Below are 17,810 nucleotides of genomic sequence, written 5' to 3'. Positions count from 1 at the left end.
GAACAAGTAAATATGTGAGCTTTACTATTTTTTAGACACTTAAGTAATCGAACATTTATTAATATTGACAGGGTAGGTGGGACACAGTGAACAAAAAGGCGAAGGTTATTTGTATATAAGTAGTTACATAGAATTATTTACAGGGGGCCTACTGACAATCTATTCATATAGTTAATAGAATTAGTAACGGAATGACTTTCCGTTACTAATTTAACGCCTTATCAACCTAAAGAAAGCAATCATTTAGAGCATGATTTAGTATCTTAAACGGTGATGGCTATAGTTATACTTTACTGCGCTTTTTTATCCAGTTGAATATTGTAGATTGCAAAACCTAGCTCGTCTTGATTTGCTCTTTTACTTAATGAACGTTGAGCATAGGTTTTGATGAAGTGATCAGCCATTGTACTGTCTTGAGTTTCAAATCGAATATCAAGTTTTGTAGGCGTTATTATATCAACAAAATCCCAGTTATTATCAGCTGATGGATTAACCGCACCCTGAGTATTTGTTTGTGAAGTGATATAAGCGGCAAGTACATCGCGGTTGGTATCGGGCTGTTCCATTACAACATAGTTAGCACCCGTACCAGCAAATTTCCCACCAAAGGCTCTGTAGTTATTAGTCGCGACAATGAACTGTTGTTGTTCTAATTGCTCGCCTGTGATCTTTTGGCCTTGCTGATCGGTGTAAGTTAGCCCAACTATTCGCTCTGCCGTTGGGTTAATCACTGCACAATTACTGTCAAATTTACTGGCTTGGGTGACATCTATTTTATAGGTGACACCATCTATTACGTCGAAATTATAGGTGCGGTGATCTTTCCAGTTAATTAAATATTGCGGGGCACTACTGTGCTTGTCGATTTGATTAAATTGATTGGCGCTACATTCTAGCCAGTCTTTTAATTCAGCCCCTGTAACTTTAAGTGCTACCACGGTATTAGGGTACAAGTATAAATCTGCCGCATTTTTATAGGTCAGCGCTCCCTTTGGCACTTGCACATAAGCGTCTCCATCTGAAGCCGCGCTGTGACGACCACCGGCTTTGAATGGTGCAGCCGCAGATAATATAGGTAAACCTTTAAGCGAACTGTTATCTGAGGCTGCGACTTGATCCTTAACATATTGTAGTTGCGCATTTGATACAATTTGTACTGTTGGATCGTCTTGCACTAAGGTTAGGAAACTATACATATCACTGGTAGCTTTACCAATCGGAGCATTAACAAAGGCTAAAGTACCTTTATGTTCAGCGGCAACGGCATCATGGATAGTTTTATCCGCAGCTACAACTGCTACTTTAGTACCTGTTTCATTGCGTTTATAGATTTGACGTGATTCTGATTTAGCACTTTTAATTGACCATGTTTGATGACTGTACTGTAGTTCGAAATCAATCACGCCTAAGTTATCACCCCATCGACCAGGCATTACCGCAGGTATGCCATTAATGAGGCCTTTGGCAATGTCTACGTTAGGTAAATTAGAAAATTGTTGGCTTGGAAATACAGAATGACTATGCCCAAACATAATCGCATCAATACCCTTTACTGTGGTTAATGCGTAGGTTGCATTTTCAGCATGAATATCACTTGGATTTTCGCTGGAGCCTATACCTGAGTGAGGAATGGCGACAATAATATCTGCACCTTGTGCTTTCATTTCAGGAATGAACTTTTGAGCCGATTCGACGATCCCTTTAACCGTGACTTTACCTTCAAGATTTTGTTTATCCCATTGTAATATTTGAGGAGGAACAAAGCCGATGTAACCGATGTTAATGGTTCTTTGAATACCTTGATTATCGATAATAGGTGTTTTTTTGATGATGAAAGGGGTAAAAAGGTTCTCACCTGTTTTTTTACCCTCCCAACAATCGGATTCACAGTAAACGTTAGCATTAATGTAAGGGAAATTTGCTTTGTTAATTGCTTTGTTTAGAAAGTTGAGACCGTAGTTAAACTCATGATTACCAATATTACCGACCTCGTAATTTAATAAATTCATTGCTTTGTGAGTCGGGTGGGTGAAGAACTCATTACCCTTTTTAAATTCACTGGCAATATAATCTCCCATCGGGCTGCCTTGTAAAAGGTCTCCATTATCTACCAACAAGGTATTTTCAGATTCTGCACGTGCGGCTTTGATCAGACTTGCCGTACGAGCTAAACCAATGGTGATGTCTTGTTTGGTTTGATAGTAATCATAATCCATGACATTGGCATGGATATCGGATGTTTCCAGTACACGTAATTGTGCCGAATAGGTACTATCTAAAGACTGACACCCTGATATTGCGAGTGTTGATGAAATCATTACGGCGAGAAATGTTTTATTCAAAGTATATTCCTTTTTATTGAAAATAAGGGCCTGTTACTAAACGGTTATTCGTTCGTAGAAAGTGGAAGAATGGTACATTTTCTTTGCTTAAGCAGTTATTGATGACAGCTATCGGTCACTGGTGATTGTTAACTAGTATATAAAGATAAAACGTGAGGAAGTTTATAATAATGAATTTTACTATTTCTTTAATCATAATGAATAACAAAATATGTGGGAGATATTTTTCAGCTAGCCGTCTGTTGACTAGATAAATTAGGAGATACATTTAGTCGTGTTGTTTTGAGTAGGTGTTAATGTACAACCAATGTTGTTAAATCAATTTTAAATTTAACTGATGATTAGTAATACAAAAGAGTAAGTTTTCATTTTTATTAGATAACAGTTGTATCAGCTGTAGAGTCAATTTGCAGGTTTTTATATTGTATATTACTCATTATTGAGTGTGAGATGTTATCTATATTCAAGTCATAAATTTATTATAATTAATACATTTTTATTGACCTCAATGATCTATTTTCAAGTGAATATTTTAAAAAAAACTGTCTTTTATATTAAGCAAAATGCTTTGTTTGTTGAGTTTTTGTGAGGTGGGCATCTAACTTCTTTACCCTTTGAATCTCTAAATTGAGATCTAGTTAAGACTTTATAACAAACATCAATGCTGTGTATAAAATCTTACGGTACGCTAGTAGTTGAAAAATAAAATCCAATAGACAGGTTAACTTTAAGCATGGCAGAGTATTCTCACCTCCAGGTTTAAAAGTATTATTTAATTATTAAATGGCAAGGAAATAAGGGATACAATGAAAAACGGAAAATTGAGTTTTGTACTAAGTACTTCTATTGCTATCGCGTTGTCTGGCTGTGCGACAACTGATAACGCACCGATGGGGCCAATAAACCTTGCTGGTTCACAAGCACCACTATCGGTAGTGACAACTGAATCAAGCGTGCATGATGGGAACGGTCCAGATCGTTTAATTGATGGTGATATTTCAACGCGTTGGTCCGCAAGTGGTGATAACTCTTACGCTACTTTGGACTACGGTCAAGTTGCTGAGTTTGATGCTGTACGTATTGCTTTCTCTAAAGGGCACCAACGTTCTAGTAATTTCGATATATTAGTAAGTGAAGATGGCAAAACATGGACAACTGTTCTTGAAGGTATGAAGTCATCAGGTAAAGTAACGTCCATTGAACGTTTTCCATTTACTGCAGTTAAAGCACGTTATATTAAATACGTAGGTCACGGTAATTCTAAAAACATGTGGAACAGTGTTACTGAGTTTTATGCAGTTAATTGTGCGGTTAATACTTGTCTTCCAAATGAATTTGTTACTGCTGATGTGATTGCAGCAAATGCAGCAGAAAATAAAATTTTAGATAAAGCAGCAAAAGTTAAAAAAGCAAAAGAAAAAGCAAAAATGAAAGCATTGCGATTAGGCGACTTTGGAACCCATGTTCCTCTAAAATGTGATTCAGCTGTTTCTGATTGTAGTAAAAAAACCTGGTGGGATGTGCCATTAAAATCACCAACAATACCAGTGGTTCCATTAGCAGGTAACAAACCTGGTGAAAACTTTGATTTAACAACATGGTACTTATCACAACCCTTTGACCATGATAAAGATGGTAAGCCAGATAATGTTGATGAATGGTATTTAAACCAAGGTTATGAACAACCAGAATTATTTTATACCGCTGATGATGGTGGTTTAGTCATTAAAACTTTCGTCAAAGGTACTCGCACCTCTAAAAATACTAAATATACGCGTACTGAAATGCGTGAAATGCTACGTCGTGGAGATAAATCTATCTCTACTAAAGGTGTTAACAAAAATAACTGGGTATTCGGAAGTGCTCCTGAAGCGGATTTAAAAGCTGCTGGTGGTGTTGATGGCGTTATGGATGTGACATTAAAAGTTGATCATACTACTTCAACAGGCGAATTAGGTCAGGTTGGTCGTTTCATTATAGGCCAAATCCATGATCAAGATGATGAGCCAATCCGCCTTTACTACCGTAAATTACCGAATAGAGAGACTGGTTCAGTTTACTTTGCACATGAAAACACACTCGAAGGATCAGATAACTACTTTAGTTTAGTAGGTGACTTAAGTGGTGAAGTAGATGATGGTATTGCGTTGGGTGAAGTATTCTCTTACCAAATTAAAGTAGAAGGCAATACAATGACTGTTACGGTTAAGCGTGATGGAAAAGATGATGCCGTTCAAGTTGTTGATATGAGTAAAAGTGGTTATGACCAAGGTGGTCGTTACATGTACTTCAAAGTGGGCGCATATAATCAAAATAATACCGGTGACCCAGAGGATTATGTACAAGCAACTTTCTACAAAATCAAAACATCTCATGATCAATACAAAAAATAACCATCTATAGTTGATAGCGATCAATTATTGATTGCCTATCAGTTATTGATTGTTTACCTACTATTGAATAGAAAGCCAGCATCTTTGCTGGCTTTCTCTTTTAAATTGCTTTGGACCTGTAGCGATATTTCAAATGCTAGCGTTAACCCCTCATAGAGGCTTTAATTGTTTAGCTCTTCAAATAAACTGCTATTACGAAGTAATACCAATAGTGATAAATGGTTTATCACTATTGTCGCTTAAAATGTATCGCTTGTGCATTAGCATTTTTGCAAAAAGGGCAATAATGCAGGGCCGTTTATATTTTAAATCGTTTCAGATTTTACCCCTACCTTTGCTCTCATATTTAGTTGTATTGTGAAAACAGCAGTATTCGTCCTCTAGGCTCAGCAGTTTAATTGTATCTATTGATTCAAATAGAGCATTAAAAGTGCTGTAATAGCATTTCTTTAAATTAATTTATTAAATTCATTCTGAAATGGTCGTACGCAAATGGTAAAAGGTAAGTTTGTTACAGGTAATATTTTTAATCATATTCTTGTTATGTCATCCACTAATGCCATTGGATTAACTGCATTATTTTTGGTTGATTTAGCAGACCTTTTCTTTATCAGTTTGTTAGGTGAAACGGAATTAGCTGCAGCGGTCGGTTATGCTGGCACGATTGCATTTTTCACTACTTCTATCAGTATTGGTTTATCAATTGCAATGACTGCTTTGGTTTCAAAAGCCATCGGGCAGCAGGATCGAGAGAAAGCACGGCGATTAGTCATTAACATACTCGTCACAGGGTTCATCATCAGTTCAATAGTGGCTGCTGTAACTTGGTACTTCACGCCAGAATTAGTGAGTTTAATTGGAGCTAAAGGCGAAACACATCAATTAGCAGTTGAATATTTACGTATATTATTACCCTCGTTGCCTATTTTATGTTTGGGAATGAATGCAGGTGCTGCTTTACGTTCGGTAGGTGATGCTAAACTTGCAATGTATACAACGTTAGCTGGCGGAGGTGTTAATGCATTGTTAGATCCGTTGTTTATATTTACCTTTGGTTTGGGCTTACACGGTGCCGCTATTGCTTCAGTTATTGCTCGTTTTGCTGTTGCTTTGGTTGCTATTTATGGGGTCAGTAAAGTACATAAACTAATGGGGACACTTAATGTTAAGCATTGGTTAGCGGATCAAAAAGAAATTTTTAATGTTGCCATTCCGGCAATGAGTACCAATATCGCCACGCCTATTGGTAATGCTTATGTCACGATGATGATCGCTGGATTTGGAGACGGGTTTGTTGCTGGGTGGGCCGTAATAGGGCGTTTATTACCGGTAGCATTTGGAATGATCTTTGCCATCTCCGGTGCTGTTGGCCCGATTATTGGACAAAATTTTGGAGCCTTGCTATATGATAGAGTTCGACTAACTAGCAAACGAGCTATCGAGTTTACTGCTGCATACGTAATTATTGTCGCCTTGATTCTTTTCCTTATACAAAATCAGATAATCTCTATCTTTGGCGCTCAGAGCGATGCCGAAGAGATGATTCGTTTCTATTGTACATGGCTGTCTATTGTGTTTGTTTTTAACGGTCTAATCTTTATTGCTAATGCAACATTTAATAATTTAGGTTTCCCTACTACATCGACAATGATGAATATAGGCAAGGCAACAATAGGCACAATTCCGTTTGTCTATTTTGGAGGAGAATGGTTTGGTGCACTAGGTGTTGTTGCAGGGCAAGCTGTCGGGTCTATATTGTTCGGTTTAATTGCATGGTGTTGGTCTTTACGTATATTAAATAAATTAGGTAATGATCCTAAAATGCAATGCGAGGAAGATGTGAGTCTTAATTCTGTTCTACCTTTAACTCCATTTTCTTCTAGCCGTATTTACCTGTGTTCCGATACCGATGAGTGCCTAACTGAACAGCAATTAAAGGATATCGAAGTTATTGAGGGGAAAGAAACAACTAAAATCTGATTATGTTAGTTTTGTAAAAACACGATGCTTTAAAAATAATATTCATCGCCAGGATCAACGATGAATATTAATGGTCAATAATTTCTTTATAAGTTGGTTGTAGTGGTACAGGCATCAAAAATGACACCAAGCTTTTAAACTATTTTAAAAGGCTACTATTTCAAAAGGCTACTAAGGTTGATTGTTTGATCATAAGATTTAGTAAATAACGGTGAACTAATTTCAAAGTGTAACGGTAAATTTGGATTCGTTAGCATAGAAAATACATTACTAAACATATCACTCGGTTTAATGCTTAGAGGTAATTGTAAGCTGCTTTTGCCAGTACTGATTTTTTGACTTGTCAGTGCGCCCTTAAACAAATCATTGCCCTTTGAGGACACTGAATATGTTAGGTCGTCAAGTGGTAAATTGAAATCATTTTGGTTGTCTACATCAACACTTAAAACGATGTCTAGTTGCGAAAAGCTAGCATTAACTACTTTCATATCTGCGATAGTTACTTCTGGTATATATAAAGTCGCAGATTTTTCAAATGGTATCGCTAGACCGATTGTATTTACATTCCCTTTTACTTGGTAATCTAATTTTCTATTCTTAAATAATAACTGCTGTAAGGATGTTAGCGTTTCTTGAGTCAGTGCAATCGACAGGCTGACATCTTGATTGCCATTTGCAGGTAAAGTTCCTATCTTATCAGTTTCACCATTCAACATTTTTTCATTATTCAGCGAAAGTTCATAGCTAATCGAATTGACAGGAATAGGATAACCATTCTCGTTAGTAATATTAAATGTAGGGTTCAGTTCAATACGATCCATTGATACTTGACCTAGTGCAATTGATTTGTAACTCACTTGTGGCTGCTTAAAAAGACCTTCTGTTAATGTTGAACATCCAGATACTAAGGTTATCATGGCAACAACCATTAAATTTTTAATCATAATTTTTCCTGTTAATTTAAGTGATAGTAAAGCAGTGTTTACAACTTGTTATTGAATAGTGCTGTGTTGAACTCCCAACTCATGAGTTACAACTTGTCATTTATGGTTCATTTATAGTTTTCTATGTTTATTATAACAGAATCAATACTTAGTTCTTGGAATTGACATCAGTACAAGATAAAAAGCACTAAATGAATTAAACAGATAAAACGCCCAAACCTGGTTGTAAACTCGTTATAAAAAACAGCAATTTTCTCATTACTTATACAAAATTTTGTTTATTTAAGTGAATTACACAATTACACAATTACACAATTACAAAAAAACTATTCTGGTCAAGCTTTGTCGGTATAAATATAGGTTGTTGCAAATAAACCAGAAGGTCAACAGGGCTTATTCATGTATAAAAATAAAACCCCATTGGAATCACTCCTGTATTCACGATAAGTTTGTTTTTAATCAATGATGTGCTACTTAGTTAATTGATTAAAAAGCTATTTTTGTTACTGTTGGCTAAATATAAACGATTATAATTTACAACTTTCAGGAGGTCGTCATGGAGTACAATAGCTTTATCATTGCAAGAGCGTTGCATATTGTTGCAATTGTGATGTGGATTGGTGGTGTTGCATTTGTTACTACGGTTTTGATTCCCTCTATTCGTAGTGCAAAGTCTATTGATAATAAATTACATCTATTTGAAATGCTTGAGGGAAAGTTTGGTTTTCAAGCTAAATTAACAACTGTTATAACAGGTGTTTCCGGTTTTTACATGCTAGATGTTATGAATGCATGGGCAACAATGAACTGGTGGATTCATATTATGATTTTTGTTTGGTTTATTTTTACCTTAGTCTTATTTATTTTGGAGCCACTCATTTTGCATCGGTGGTTTCATCAACAAGCTGAAAAGAATATTGAAAAAGCATTCTTCTATTTGCAATGGATGCATACTATATTGCTTTCAATTAGTTTAATTGCAGTTTTTTGTGGTGTAGCTGGCGCACATGGTTTCTTTTTTTAGTGTTAAGTAATGACACATTTGTTTTGTAGTATAGTAAATATTCAGGCGCGCATTTGTAGCTGATAGAGTGCCAGTTTGTGAGCAAATATTGAATCAGCAATGAATTAATTTAAAGTTAATATTGCTTAATCATTGTCGTTATTATCAGACTATTAACCATTAAGGAACGATGTTTAAGGCGTACTTATCTAAACCTGTTCATAACTATAATAGCCATAGTAGGCAGGCTATTATAGTTATGTATTAGCGGCATAGCAGTTTTTTAAATATGCTTGATATGATAGAGGCAAAACTAACGGTTTCAGCATTTGATGCACTTTCTGCACTTTCAGCTTTAATAGCGGCTTTATTATCTGGAATAGATTGTAACAATCTTGCTAAGCTGGCATCGTCAAAGACGAACCCATCACTGTCATTATCTTGCGCATCATATTTATCAATTAATAAATCCAGTATATTGATAATAGTACTCGTTTTATTGAGTGAGCCGATATTATCGAAAACTGCACCATTACCTAACGCCACAGTCCTCCTATGGGCACGGAATTCAGTTCTTTGCTGACTGAGTTCTTTCCAACTTAATTGATTAACGGAGGTGAGTATTTTATGGTCATTGCGCCAATATATTGCGTCTTTACCAATGATTAAACCTCTATGAAACTGAGTAAATGAGGTGCGCATTGCGGCTAATATATATTCTTGGTCAGGAATATCTAATATGGCACGTGCATAATGCTCGATTTCTTGTGGCACAAGAGGATTCATATTAAAATTATTTTCACCATGATAATAGGTCAAAATATTTAGCACTTCATCCAACATGTTCATTTGTAACTCCTTGATCAAATTAAGATGCCTATCTTACCTAGGTTTAACCAGTATAAACAGACTAAAAATAGACTTCACTTCTCGTTTTTACTATCTTTTGTATGACAAATGTAAGTGCCCGTTTTTGGCCATCTATTTTACTTATTAAAATTGATAACAATTTAATAAATTATTGGGTTGACTGATATCAACCAATAGATAGTAGAAGCATTACTGAGGGTTAATTGAGTGTAACTAATCTAGATTTCAACCTATTTTTATGCGCTAGTTTAGTGTAGAATTTCGCTTTTATTTTTTGAATAACTAACAATAAAAATATCACAATTTAAAGCGTTATTATTTGATGCTTTCTTATCCTTTTTCTTCTATAACAAGTAATGAAATAACCTCTATGAAAAAAATAACGATAGCAACGCACAATGGTAACTTTCATGCAGACGATGTTTTCAGTATCGCTGCCCTTAAATTTATCTTTCCAACTTTTGAACTGGTAAGAACACGTAACTTAGATGTTATTCAAGAGGCTGATTTAGTCATTGATGTGGGTGGTGAATATGATCCGGAAGTGGGGCGCTTTGATCATCACCAGCGTGGTGGAGCCGGTGAGCGTGAAAATGGTATTCCTTATTCATCATTTGGCTTAATTTGGAAAAAGTATGGGCTAACGATTTGTAATAATGATCAAGATGTTGCGAATTCAGTAGACGCAGGTCTAGTTTCTACTATTGATGCAATAGATTGTGGGCATGTAGAAGGGGTTGCTCAAGGTATTAGTCTAAGTCAAACGATTTCGATGTTTAACCCTACCTGGCAAGAAAACGGTGATTTTGATAGTTGTTTTGACCAAGCGGTTGAGTTTGCTCACATCGTCCTATCTCGTTTTATTGCCTCTGCTAATGGTGGAATAAGTGCTAAAGCTATTGTAGCGAAAGCGATTACAGAAGCAGAAGATCCTCGCCTTATTGTATTGCAACAATATACACCATGGAAAAGAACGGTGCTGACTTTGTCTAAAGAAGCATTATTTATGGTTTACCCATCTCAGTCAGGGCATTGGAGAATTCAAACTGTTCCAGTTGAACTTGGTTCTTTTGAAGATAGGAAGTCGTTACCTAAATCATGGGCTGGGTTATCAGATGCAGCGCTACAAAAGGAAACAGGCCTTGCTGACGCAATGTTTTGTCATAACGGATTATTTATTGCTGGTTCTGAGTCTTTTGAAAGCACCATGAAAATGGCATCAATGGCACTTTCTGAATAATATTTTGAGTTAAAAGTTAACAAGCAGAGTGTTTTACTCGTTTGTTAACTGATTATTTAATATATCTACCGTTTAACACCACGTTTAACTATTTTACTCAACCTGACTTTTCTAATCGCCGTTCCTTCAATGAGCCAAATATATATGCGCATCATGAAAGGTGAATTTGTTGCTCCAAGGCGGAAAATTGATCTGTATTAATTTATTTTACTGCATATTTGATTGGTTAATTTTAATCTAAAAATAAATGAAATATTAACATGTTGATTTTACGATAAATAAAATAAAAGTTAAAATTATTTGCCTATTCCTTTGGTATTATTTTTTTTATGTTCTATATTTTCTGGGCGGTAAAGATTTACCGAATACTTATAAACTTTTCTCATTTAGATGTTTACATATTGTAGCTAGAAAAAGGCAAACTAAGGGAAACTTTAGGACGCAAAACCACCGGCCTGTTGACAATTAATTGTCTATGGTAGCGGGGTTACCGAGGCGGTAAATATTATCCCTCCACTTTTCAAACAAATAATACAATGTCACTGGACGCTAAATGATCACTTTTGTGGAGGCAAAAATGAATCAGCACCTTTTTAGCGTAAAAAAATCATCTCTTGTTTTATTTTCACTTTTAGCAGGTAGTTCAATCGCTTCTGCTGAAAACCTAAAAATAAATTGGACCGATAACTCTACTAATGAAGATGGCTTCATTATTGAAAAAAGACTTCAAGAAAACAATCTATTTGAGATTGTTTCTACTCTTCCAGCTAACGCTAGCAATTTTACAGATTCAAACGTTATTGTTAATCAAACATACTGTTACCGTATTGCTGCATTTAACCAAGCAGGACAAAGTACTTCTGATGAGTCATGTTTAGAAGTTTATGAAGTTGCAAGTTCAGAAACGCCAGTAGAACCAACTACTCCAGCAGATACTTCAACTCCAACTGAAACTGAGACTCCAACAGATGCAGGCATAATTTACACTGCGACTGATATTGCTATCTCACATGAATTTACAAGCAAACCAAGTGTCATTGAAGTGGGTGAAAAAGAGTTGTACTCATTTAGAAGTGAAGCCGCTTATAACGAAGAATTTAGCGACGATAGCATTGCAAATAGTCAATTTTCAGTTAGCGAAGGAAAAGTTGGTTATTATGACCGTAACTACTTTAGTTTCCAACAAAATGGAACTGAATTGACTAATGGTTATGCGTTAATGAAATTTAATACAGGCAATAAATTATCATTTGATTTAGTAGGAAATGGCCAAGAACAAAATGCGACCTTGTATATGCAAGCAGGTGTATGGAGCAGAGATACGTCAAGTGTGATTGTCACTGTTGGTAATGAAGTAGAAACGATTACTATACCAAGAGGCTTCGCTTGGCAGTACTTCTCAGTATCTATTGCATATGACGGATCTACACCCGTTACCATTACTACAGATAGTGACCAAGGTGGTTATAGTTCAGTAATGTTTGCTGGTATTGTATTAAACAATGCAATAACAGCTGAAGTGGAAGTTGAAGCTGTAGAGGCTGTAAAATATGCAGCGCTTCTATCTGTTGATACAAACGCAGGCTATACAGTTGATGTTGCAGATGCAGAGTTTATGAAACATGATATGCAGTCTGGAAATCATGACTTTACAGATGCGCAAGTTGAGTCAATCTCATTTTCTGGTAAAACTTATGATGTAGCGAAACGTTATAACTTTACCGACCAGAATGGTAATAGTTTTATTGGCTATAAAGGTATGAGCTGGAAAGAAGAGAATGGTGTGACACTTAAACTTAAAAGTGGTGAGTCTCAAGTTAATGTAGCTTCTCTATACTTTTCAGCGGGTGCTTGGACAAGAGAAACGGCTGCTGTTGAAGTTGTGATTAACGGTGTAAGCGAGATTATTGAGTTAAGCTCAGGTTATTCTTGGAAATATATGCAAGTAGACGTTGAATTTGAAGGTGAATTAGATATTGATATTCATCCAGTAGGTACGATAGGTGGTTACAGTGCCTTTAACTTTGCTGGTGTTACATTGAACTAATCAGAGTTAAAAGATTCAACATTAATAACCGAAGCTTAATCGCTTCGGTTTTTTTGTTTTAAGAAGTAATTGAGAACATAAGTTAATTGAGATACAGCCCCATACTTTTATGTGTTCCCATGTTAAGTTATTTATAACAATACCTGCTATTGATTGGTTGATTTATCTTTAAATTTATAAAACTAATTTCACAATACTCCCTACAAAAATTAGCAGTTTGTGGGGATGAAACATTTAAACATATCGATGTTTAATTGTTCTACATCCCACTAACCATCCCAAAACTTAAAAAATTAACGATAGTTCTGCGCTTTAATGTTTATTCAGCCTCATTTTTATAGCGAACGGATTTTTGTTGTTACTCACTAACTAACAGCATTATGATAGTGTTTAACTAGTTTTAATTGCTTATATGTAATAACACAGACAACTGATAGGGGGTAAGAGCATGAACAAAACGCGCACAGAACGTGACAGTATGGGAGAGCTTGAAGTTGATATCAATGCTTTATATGGAGCACAAACACAACGAGCAATTAATAACTTCCCGGTAAGTGGTCTTAAATTGCCGGAATCATTTATTAGAGCTTTGTTATTAGTTAAGTCTGCTGCTGCCACTGCAAATATGACGTTAGCACATTTATCTAAAGAGAAAGGGCATGCGATTAACCTCGCTATTGATAAGTTATTAGCAGATTCAAATCTAATGGACCATTTTCCCGTTGATATTTATCAAACAGGCTCTGGTACTAGTACTAATATGAATGCTAATGAAGTCATTGCAAATGTAGCTAGTAAAATTTGTAGTGAAAAAATACATGCTAATGACCATGTTAATTTTGGCCAAAGTAGTAATGATGTGATACCAACAGCGATTCATGTTAGTGCATCAATTGCACTACATAATAACCTTATTCCTGCATTAAAATCATTATCTAATACTATTCATATAAAAGCCGAAGAACTTGATGCTTATACTAAAAATGGACGTACACATTTGATGGATGCAATGCCGGTACGTTTTAGCCAAAGCTTAAATAGTTGGGCAACGCAAATAGAGCAAAACATTAAACATTTAAAGCTGTTACAACCGAGTATTCAACGTTTAGCTCAAGGTGGTACTGCGGTAGGAACGGGTATCAATGCAGACCCTGCTTTTGCTAAGGTGTTTAATACCGTTCTGTCAGACATAACTGGAATTACATTCAAACCTAGCAATGACTTTTTTGCTGCAATCGGTACTCAGGATACTGCCGTTGCATTATCAGGACAACTTAAAACAACTGCGGTATCTATTATTAAAATTGCCAATGATTTGCGCTGGATGAATTCGGGACCTTTAGCAGGATTGGGTGAAATTAATCTCGAAGCATTACAGCCTGGTTCTTCTATTATGCCCGGTAAAGTTAACCCTGTGATCCCTGAGTCTGCATGTATGGTTGGTGCGCAAGTCATAGGCCATGATGCCGCTATAACCATTGCAGGGCAATCAGGAAATTTTGAATTAAATGTCATGTTACCCCTTATTGCCCATAATTTATTATCCAGTATTGAGCTTTTAGCGAATATCAGTGTGTTATTAGCAAACAAAGCGATTAAAACCTTTACGGTTAACTCACAAAAAATAAACGATACATTGGCTCGGAATCCAATATTAGTGACGGCTTTAAACTCGCTAATTGGCTACGAGAAAGCTGCGATGATTGCAAAAATAGCCTATCAAGAAGGGCGGCCAATTATTGATGTAGCAGAACAACATACCGATCTTACTAGATATAAATTGGAGATTTTACTTAACCCTATCAAGCTAACCGAGGGTGGTATTCCTCATTAAACAATGGTAAAAAATTAATTGTTAACTGGCAAAAAAACTAGGTCATATTCGAATTGTATTTATGAGATTAACATTTTGTGAGATATTAAATTTGTAATAACTCAACGTAAATATGCTAACCTCCATTTGGTTTATGACCGCATCAACGTATTAAGTAATGTCCTTTATACGTCATTTTTATGCCAAGAGTCTGTTCACCTCATCGCTTGCTGATTTTTGCATCTTGGGTTAAACGGGTACATGTAGCAACTATTTACAGTTTATAGAGGAACGAATGAACAGTTCAATTACATCTTTTATGAGAAACTTTTTCTCAAGAGCGTTAACCATCATCTTTTTTGGGTTAGCTATTATTCTTGTTATTTCACTATTTATAAACGCAGCACAAGGTTTGATAGCACAATCTGACTTAACTGAGATCCTACTCAAAAGTATTAACACTGGTATCATTGCTTTGGCAGTGTTTGAGCTTGCACTTATTATTAATAAAGAGTACTCAGAGCTTGGTGAAGATGATAATAAAAATGCAATTGATACTTTACGTGGTACCTTACCAAGATTCATTGGTACTGTATGTGTGGCGTTATCTTTAGAGGGGTTGATCATGGTTATTAAATATAGCCAACTAGATTTAGCGGGTAACTTGTATTATCCCGTAGCGATTATTACCAGCACAGCATTACTTTTATCATCACTGGCCCTTTTCTTGTATTTAACTGATAAACAGAAGTAAATATTTAATGAGTTATTAAAGTTTGGAAAACTAAAGCTAGAAATTATTCAACGACATAATTATTTACAGGGTCAAAAAGCCTTCAAAAATTTAATAGGTCTGAAGTGACCTCATTAAGTTTTGAAGGCTTTTTGTTATCTACTGATAATATAAAACACGCAGTAAATTGTCAGTAAATGCCACCAGCAATGAACTGCGAGTTAAGTACTATTGACCTCTATTTGTTTGATCTAGGACTTTTATGATTTAAAACGTTTTACTAAATCATCTAAACTTGACGCCATACATTTTAATGAATCCGTTGATGATTCAATATTTTGAGAGGCTTGCGCACTTTGTTCTGTACTGTCACTGATATTAACAACATGAATATTAATTTCATTAATCACTGCTGATTGTTCTTCTGTCGCGGTAGCAATTTGCATATTAAGATCTGAAATATGTTGAACATTTATAACAATTTCGCTTAATACTTCATTGGTTTTATGTGTCGCTTTCAGCCCAAGAATTGCTTGTTCTCTACTTTTATGTACTGAATCTACTGCCATTTTTGAACCATCTTGTAATTCAGATATCATTTTATGAATTTCATCGGTTGATTCGTTAGTTTTCTTCGCAAGGTTTCTAACTTCATCCGCTACTACAGAAAAACCTTGACCGTGTTCACCGGCTCGTGCGGCTTCAATTGCGGCATTCAGTGCTAGAAGATTAGTTTGATCTGATAGACCGCGTATCACATCAAGAATACCGCTGATCGAATCACTGCGTTTAGCTAAATTTTCAATACTAGAGGTCACACTTTCCATATCGTCAGCCATATGGCTTATGGTAGCTGTTGATTCGTTAACAACTATTTGTGCTTGGGCTGTCATGTTGGTTGCTTCATTGGTTGTTTGTGCAGCTACACCAGCATTATTAGCTATCTCAGCAATAGTGCTGCCCATTTCGTTAATAGCAACGGAGACCTGATGTGCTTCATCACGTTGTTTATCTAGTGATACTTTAGAAGCATTGGCATCTTGATAAACATTCTCAGAAGCATTCTTTATGTCTGTTGATGTTGATTTAACATCTTGAACAACAGTGCGGATATTAGCTACGAATGCATTAAAGCCTTTTGCCAATTCAGATATTTCGAAAGCGCCATTTTCGTTGATTTTATAGGTGAGATCTCCTTCTCCTTCACCTAATTCACGAAAGGTAACAGCCATTTCTTTAATTGGCAGTACTAAACGGTTGCCTATAACAATACTTATTAACACAAATAATATGGTCACGATAACAAACATCATTAGCATATAGTTCCGAGACTCATCCAAGCCTGCATACAGTTCAGATTTAGGTACTTCAGCTATTACATACCAACCTAAACTATTTATATAACTGGTCGAAATAACAAAATCACCTACTTCTTGGAAAGCAAAATTTTGCTTGTTAAATAGTTTATCCTTGTCAATATTTGCATATATATCCTGGATATTTTTTTTCTCAGCATAGTCTCTGTTTCTATGAACTTTAACTAAGCCATCTTGATCCGCTAAGTAGACAAAACCACTTTGTTCAATCTTGAAGTTTGTTAAGAATTTAGCGATTTCATCAAAGGATTTAGAAACACCTGAAGATCCACGGCCATTAACCTGCTGATAGTTAACAAAGATATCGATAGAACCGTCAGAGTTAGTATAACTACTTGCAGACTCTTCTATGCCACTCTGTTTAAATTTGAAAAACCAACTGTCATGATCGTTATTTTGTAATTGACGTAAAAAACCTTCTTGATTCCAATATTTGGCTGTATTGAGGTCGATGTACGATGCATTACTTAACCCATTAGCTTTGGCTACGTCTCCTAAATACTTAACCAACATTTTTTCGCCTGCTGCATCTTCACCGTTATCTACCCAAGAGGCAATAAAAGCATTACTGGCAATTGCTTTGGTTAACGCTTTCATTTGGGATATTTCACCATTAACGGCTTCCTCAACTCGTTGTACTAAGTTAGGAAGTTCAGAGTTTTCCAAACGATTAAGCAATTGGTCTCGTGATTTCATTTGAGCAACAAATGCAATCACACTGGTCGATACAATGACGGCAAGTAAAATCGTCAATATTAATCTATTTTTGATAGAAAGTGAGCGCATAAAAACCTTAATTTATATAGAAATTGGAAGTTTACAAGAGTAGTTAAAGCAATATTAATAGCATTAAAATTACTATGAATTCCACTGTAAGTTACTCAATAGAGGTAGAAGTGTAGCACTTAGTAAATAGTTAACCATTAATTGAAGATATTTTTATTAAAATTTTTATTAAGAAAATTATAGGTATTTTATCCTGTATTATTTACATTAACTTAACTGATTATCAGCTCGGTTAAGTACATCTGAAAGTAAGATAAATTGTCAATTTATAGTGTGTCTTTAT

At 35.5% G+C, this 17,810-nt stretch carries 11 protein-coding genes and 1 riboswitch; of the genes, 7 read left to right on the top strand and 4 right to left on the bottom strand.

Features of this window, described 5'->3' with window-relative positions; translation table 11 throughout:
• Nucleotides 1–290: 290 nt before the first annotated feature.
• Nucleotides 291–2,342 carry a bifunctional 2',3'-cyclic-nucleotide 2'-phosphodiesterase/3'-nucleotidase gene (locus H5084_RS04750; RefSeq protein WP_259396681.1) on the bottom strand — a complete coding sequence of 684 codons (2,052 nt, stop codon included), beginning with the start codon at nt 2,340–2,342 and terminating at the stop codon, nt 291–293.
• Nucleotides 2,343–3,148: 806 nt separating this feature from the next.
• Between H5084_RS04750 and H5084_RS04745 the strand changes: the two genes are divergently transcribed.
• Nucleotides 3,149–4,735 carry a polysaccharide lyase family 7 protein gene (locus tag H5084_RS04745; RefSeq protein ID WP_182689689.1) on the top strand — a complete coding sequence of 529 codons (1,587 nt, stop codon included), beginning with the start codon at nt 3,149–3,151 and terminating at the stop codon, nt 4,733–4,735.
• 492 nt (nt 4,736–5,227) lie between these two features.
• Entirely contained in the window at nt 5,228–6,715 is a 1,488-nt protein-coding gene (locus tag H5084_RS04740) for an MATE family efflux transporter (protein WP_182689688.1), read from the top strand.
• Nucleotides 6,716–6,870: 155 nt separating this feature from the next.
• On the opposite strand, the gene H5084_RS04735 is transcribed toward H5084_RS04740, so the two are convergent.
• Nucleotides 6,871–7,659, bottom strand: coding sequence for an LEA type 2 family protein (locus H5084_RS04735; RefSeq protein ID WP_182689687.1), 789 nt, complete (start codon nt 7,657–7,659; stop codon nt 6,871–6,873).
• A gap of 556 nt (nt 7,660–8,215) precedes the next feature.
• Here H5084_RS04735 and H5084_RS04730 point away from each other — a divergent pair.
• Nucleotides 8,216–8,683 carry a hypothetical protein gene (locus tag H5084_RS04730; protein WP_182689686.1) on the top strand — a complete coding sequence of 156 codons (468 nt, stop codon included), beginning with the start codon at nt 8,216–8,218 and terminating at the stop codon, nt 8,681–8,683.
• 243 nt (nt 8,684–8,926) lie between these two features.
• On the opposite strand, the gene H5084_RS04725 is transcribed toward H5084_RS04730, so the two are convergent.
• A complete protein-coding gene (locus tag H5084_RS04725) occupies nt 8,927–9,511 on the bottom strand; it encodes a hypothetical protein (RefSeq protein WP_182689685.1) in 585 nt (194 codons plus the stop codon).
• 391 nt (nt 9,512–9,902) lie between these two features.
• Between H5084_RS04725 and H5084_RS04720 the strand changes: the two genes are divergently transcribed.
• From H5084_RS04720 to H5084_RS04705, 4 genes are all read left to right on the top strand, one after another.
• Nucleotides 9,903–10,772: an MYG1 family protein gene (locus tag H5084_RS04720; protein WP_182689684.1), complete on the top strand. Its 870-nt coding sequence runs from the start codon at nt 9,903–9,905 to the stop codon at nt 10,770–10,772.
• Nucleotides 10,773–11,178: 406 nt separating this feature from the next.
• Nucleotides 11,179–11,267, top strand: a riboswitch (cyclic di-GMP riboswitch).
• An 82-nt stretch (nt 11,268–11,349) separates the two neighbouring features.
• Nucleotides 11,350–12,819 (top strand): fibronectin type III domain-containing protein, encoded by a 1,470-nt coding sequence (locus H5084_RS04715; RefSeq protein WP_182689683.1) that lies wholly within the window; start codon nt 11,350–11,352, stop codon nt 12,817–12,819.
• A gap of 448 nt (nt 12,820–13,267) precedes the next feature.
• Nucleotides 13,268–14,653, top strand: coding sequence for a lyase family protein (locus tag H5084_RS04710; protein WP_028868455.1), 1,386 nt, complete (start codon nt 13,268–13,270; stop codon nt 14,651–14,653).
• Nucleotides 14,654–14,927: 274 nt separating this feature from the next.
• Complete coding sequence (locus H5084_RS04705; RefSeq protein ID WP_182689682.1) at nt 14,928–15,386, top strand: hypothetical protein; 459 nt, start codon at nt 14,928–14,930, stop codon at nt 15,384–15,386.
• A 239-nt stretch (nt 15,387–15,625) separates the two neighbouring features.
• Here H5084_RS04705 and H5084_RS04700 read toward each other — a convergent pair whose 3' ends face one another.
• Entirely contained in the window at nt 15,626–17,494 is a 1,869-nt protein-coding gene (locus H5084_RS04700; RefSeq protein ID WP_259396680.1) for a methyl-accepting chemotaxis protein, read from the bottom strand.
• Between the last annotated feature and the right edge of the window lie 316 nt (nt 17,495–17,810).

Source organism: Psychromonas sp. SR45-3, from assembly GCF_014163575.1.
GTDB lineage: Bacteria > Pseudomonadota > Gammaproteobacteria > Enterobacterales > Psychromonadaceae > Psychromonas > Psychromonas arctica.
This window is presented reverse-complemented; position numbering and strand designations above follow the sequence as displayed.

What these genes read in the sequence shown, in the direction of transcription:
- H5084_RS04720 (WP_182689684.1), top strand. Translation starts at nt 9,903, where the DNA reads ATGAAAAAAATAACGATAGCAACGCACAATGGTAACTTTCATGCAGAC.
- H5084_RS04705 (WP_182689682.1), top strand. Translation starts at nt 14,928, where the DNA reads ATGAACAGTTCAATTACATCTTTTATGAGAAACTTTTTCTCAAGAGCG.
- H5084_RS04710 (WP_028868455.1), top strand. Translation starts at nt 13,268, where the DNA reads ATGAACAAAACGCGCACAGAACGTGACAGTATGGGAGAGCTTGAAGTT.
- H5084_RS04715 (WP_182689683.1), top strand. Translation starts at nt 11,350, where the DNA reads ATGAATCAGCACCTTTTTAGCGTAAAAAAATCATCTCTTGTTTTATTT.
- H5084_RS04735 (WP_182689687.1), bottom strand. Translation starts at nt 7,659, where the DNA reads ATGATTAAAAATTTAATGGTTGTTGCCATGATAACCTTAGTATCTGGA.
- H5084_RS04745 (WP_182689689.1), top strand. Translation starts at nt 3,149, where the DNA reads ATGAAAAACGGAAAATTGAGTTTTGTACTAAGTACTTCTATTGCTATC.
- H5084_RS04730 (WP_182689686.1), top strand. Translation starts at nt 8,216, where the DNA reads ATGGAGTACAATAGCTTTATCATTGCAAGAGCGTTGCATATTGTTGCA.
- H5084_RS04725 (WP_182689685.1), bottom strand. Translation starts at nt 9,511, where the DNA reads ATGAACATGTTGGATGAAGTGCTAAATATTTTGACCTATTATCATGGT.
- H5084_RS04740 (WP_182689688.1), top strand. Translation starts at nt 5,228, where the DNA reads ATGGTAAAAGGTAAGTTTGTTACAGGTAATATTTTTAATCATATTCTT.